The 3,442-nt window shown below is 50.8% G+C and carries 4 protein-coding genes and 1 pseudogene; all 5 read right to left on the reverse strand.

What is annotated here, in order from left to right; translation table 11 throughout:
* Positions 1-81, reverse strand: a pseudogene (locus C0K55_RS25345) (fimbrial protein); the annotation flags it as partial.
* Between the two features lie 16 nt (positions 82-97).
* Positions 98-865: a fimbrial protein gene (locus tag C0K55_RS25350; RefSeq protein ID WP_105267080.1), complete on the reverse strand. Its 768-nt coding sequence runs from the start codon at positions 863-865 to the stop codon at positions 98-100.
* 30 nt (positions 866-895) lie between these two features.
* Positions 896-1,693 carry a F4 (K88) fimbria minor subunit FaeH gene (gene faeH, locus C0K55_RS25355; protein WP_096925854.1) on the reverse strand — a complete coding sequence of 266 codons (798 nt, stop codon included), beginning with the start codon at positions 1,691-1,693 and terminating at the stop codon, positions 896-898.
* Between the two features lie 225 nt (positions 1,694-1,918).
* Positions 1,919-2,692 carry a hypothetical protein gene (locus C0K55_RS25365; RefSeq protein WP_105267087.1) on the reverse strand — a complete coding sequence of 258 codons (774 nt, stop codon included), beginning with the start codon at positions 2,690-2,692 and terminating at the stop codon, positions 1,919-1,921.
* A 238-nt stretch (positions 2,693-2,930) separates the two neighbouring features.
* A complete protein-coding gene (gene faeF, locus C0K55_RS25370; RefSeq protein ID WP_105269456.1) occupies positions 2,931-3,422 on the reverse strand; it encodes a F4 (K88) fimbria minor subunit FaeF in 492 nt (163 codons plus the stop codon).
* Positions 3,423-3,442 lie beyond the last annotated feature (20 nt).

Below are 3,442 nucleotides of genomic sequence, written 5' to 3' on the forward strand. Positions count from 1 at the left end.
TTGTGCCAGCACACTGGCTGAAGTCAGAAAAAACAGCGCCGGAAACATACCGGACTTCAGACGATGAATAATATTCAGCACCGGACTGTCCTCCTGCTTACTGGTACTCAATACTTACCGGCAGTGAACCATGCCAGACCGACGGAACCTGCCCTTTCAGATATAACTCACCGTAACCGGCCATTATCTGTGCACCATATACACCTTCCACCTGACGCAGGGCCGCATCACTGAAACGACTCAGGCCATCTGAACCGGTAACCGTCATAACCTGAAGCCAGGATGGCCCCTCTCCTGCAAACATCGCCTGTAGTGCTCCCGGCACCTGCTCTGCCTGCATCATCTGCGTCTGCCCCGGCAGACCATTCGCATTCAGGTCATCATAAACACCGGTATACACCGACTGCCCCCCTTGCGTATGACGCAACACGCCTGCCGCCTGCAGACGGAAAACAAAACGTCCCGATACTGCATTACCATCCCCGGATACCGGCAGAACCACCTCGGCCGTCCCCGGCGCCGTCCATGACAGGCTGAAATTTTCCATACCCTTGCCATAGATAACCCGTGGCGACAACCCTTCACGTCCGGCCGTCGTTGTGAATGCCGTTTTTCCCAGCAATACAGGCAATGCCGGCACCGGCACCCGGACCATCACCTCTCCCTCACCAACAGGTACAGCCGGGCTGGCTGAGTCCAGATAACGGGAGCCTGCCCCCACTTTCCATACCCACGGATTACGGGTGCTGGTCACCGGACCTTCCAACTTAAGCTCTCCGCTGAAATCTTCTCCCGGCGTGTTCCAGGCCAGTACGCAGGAAGGCAGGAGGCTGGCAGCAAACAGAAACAACGTCACCTTTTTCATTTCTCTTCTCTCCTTATATCCCTGCAACCATCACTGTACCGTAACCGTCACATTCAGCCCCGCCTGCCATGCTGCAGGCGTGCCCTCTGCCGGTAACCGCAGTTCAAAATCCGACACTGCTGAGGCATATGCCGCAGCCAGATTCATCACCCGACCGTCAGCCAGTATCCCCTGAGAGATGACCTGACCATTGTCTGCGGCACTCATGCCATTGCCAAACTCCTGGTTCATCAGAAGTAATGTGGAAAGGCGGGTTTTAAGCCACTGTGGCAACGTTCCTGACTGTACATCCGTCACGCTCTGTCCGCTGACCAGCGACATTCCTGCCGGCACTGTTGCCCCCTCTTCCTGTGCACCGGCACTGACTGCCATCCCCTGATTCAGGGTGAAAGAAAGCTGCCCCGACACATTTCCCGTTTCCGGGTCACGCACCGGGACAGAGGCGCGGAAATGCTGTGCTGAGGTACCATTTCCTTCCGTCACAGTAAAAGGCTGTCCGTTACTGCTGAAGGTAATAAAGGGTGTGAATCCGGGACCACCTCGCTCAGCCACTTCATGCAGATGCCCCTCCAGAAACGGCAGAGCCCCTTTATCACGCAAATTAAAAACCAGTTGTCCGTTCTCTGTACGCGCATCTGCAGTATCCACTGCCCAGGTCTGGTCCGGCGAGCTTATCTGCCAGGTCCATTTGGGAGCTTCGTCAGTGACAAAACCATTAAACTGAATTTCGCCACCATCAAGAATATCTGCATGTGGCGCTGCCGAATAAAACAGGGCCACCGAAATAATGGCTGAAAGAAGGGATTTATAATGATGCGCTATTTTCATTGTTATTTACTCTGCTCTGTTCCGGAGTACATAAAAATAAAAACCAGATCATTCAAAAGCACCCACTGAAAACAATACAGAACCGACATGCGTCACAACACATTCCGACAGAAAAAAACACCTGCTCCGACATCCCGGTTCCGTATATTCAGGTCACCGGAAACAGTGACCTGAATTTTTAATCAGCAGTAAACGGGGGAGTGTTTACTGCCGGACTCTGCTGAATTACTGGTAAGAAACAGTAACCGGCAGAGATGCTTTCCACTGGATTTGACCGTCACCAGACACAGGATTGTCTAATGTCACAGTGAATTTTTCACCAGAAGCAACAGCTGCGATATAGAATGCACTATATTTACGGCTTGTTTCGTTAAAGTTGTAAGTGCCATCAGAGGTTAAACCAACAACTCCTTGAGTATCAAAGTTTGCAACAACATCATTAAAACCTTGGCTTGTTGCAAAATTATGTGCGTTATTTAATGTTTGGGCTGAAGTTTTACCAACGCCGCCAAAAAAACCATAACCTGCATCTGGAGCATAAATGTCATTCTTAGCCCCCTTACTTGTTGACCCCATAGCCCCTGCAGACATCGCCACAGTTACAGAACCAATTTTAACACCCTCAGTATTTCTAGCCTCCATGGAAAGTGTTGACTTACCTGCATTAAAATCGCCAGCGGCGCCATGGAAATCAATTTGAGGGTTAATCCCAGGATTTACTCCCCCCTGAAACGCTTTCGCATCTTTCGTACGGATACTTAAGATCTCCACTGCGCGCGGAGTAGTAATTTGAACTGAACGCTGGCCCTGAGTAACTTCAGCATCCAAACCCATCACTCCAGCTCCCGCACGAGTTTCCCATGGAGTTACTTTTGAGCTAGGTGTTAATGTACCGCCAAAGTTAACATCTCCACCAGTGCCGCTTGCAGTCCACGCCATCGCAGAACCGGATACTGCAGCAGAGGCAGCCACAGCCAGTGCAATCAGAGTCTTTTTCATAAAATAATTTCCTTGATATTTCATAAATAATAAACTGAAATCGGTAATCCTTATTTTTCCGGAATTACCGCAAAACTATCCCCTGCGGATTCATTTAATTAACCGCATTTCATTAAACACTGTGTTTAACTCAGAATAGCTTTACGTTATTCCCGTTTAAAAATACGGTAAATCCCTTTACCAATATGACCCGTTCCGGAGTCACGGATGTATTGCATCTGTTGTCGGAGATGAATTCTCAGTCTTCCACCTGCAGCGCTATCTGCAGATTTCCCCGGTAACTGACCGGGACTTCCAGCTCTGCCGGTGCATCCGTTCTTAACTCAACCAGCTTCTGTGCCTCAGGTACGCTTATCACCACATCCTCACCCTGCTGTCTGGCACTGAGTGCCACTCTCTTTCCGTCAACCATCAGAGCCGTCTTCAGGGTGATGCGGGCTTCCCCGTTATCCGGCAGAGTCTGTTTCACCGTGATGTTTGCCAGCCCGCCGGAAGCCGGGCGGCTTTCTGCATGCCGGATTATCAGCTCTGCAGGTAATGGACTGTTACTGCCTGAGCGGTACAGCACCGGGTCTGTCGGTGTACGTGTCACCTTCACCACACTGTTACCTGACACCTGACCGTTCACCACACCCAGATACTGCGTTTTCTCGCTGTATTCAGCGGCCAGTGCTGACTGAATACTGAGTGCACTCAGGACCAGGGTGGCTGCCATCATTGTTTTCTTCATTTATTACCCCTCTGTTCCGT

The sequence above is a fragment of the Escherichia sp. MOD1-EC6098 genome (assembly GCF_002965865.1).
Lineage (GTDB): Bacteria > Pseudomonadota > Gammaproteobacteria > Enterobacterales > Enterobacteriaceae > Escherichia > Escherichia marmotae.

Excerpts from the sequence above, each read along its gene's own strand:
- C0K55_RS25350 (WP_105267080.1), bottom strand. The coding sequence starts at position 865 with ATGAAAAAGGTGACGTTGTTTCTGTTTGCTGCCAGCCTCCTGCCTTCC.
- faeH (WP_096925854.1), bottom strand. The coding sequence starts at position 1,693 with ATGAAAATAGCGCATCATTATAAATCCCTTCTTTCAGCCATTATTTCG.
- C0K55_RS25365 (WP_105267087.1), bottom strand. The coding sequence starts at position 2,692 with ATGAAAAAGACTCTGATTGCACTGGCTGTGGCTGCCTCTGCTGCAGTA.
- faeF (WP_105269456.1), bottom strand. The coding sequence starts at position 3,422 with ATGAAGAAAACAATGATGGCAGCCACCCTGGTCCTGAGTGCACTCAGT.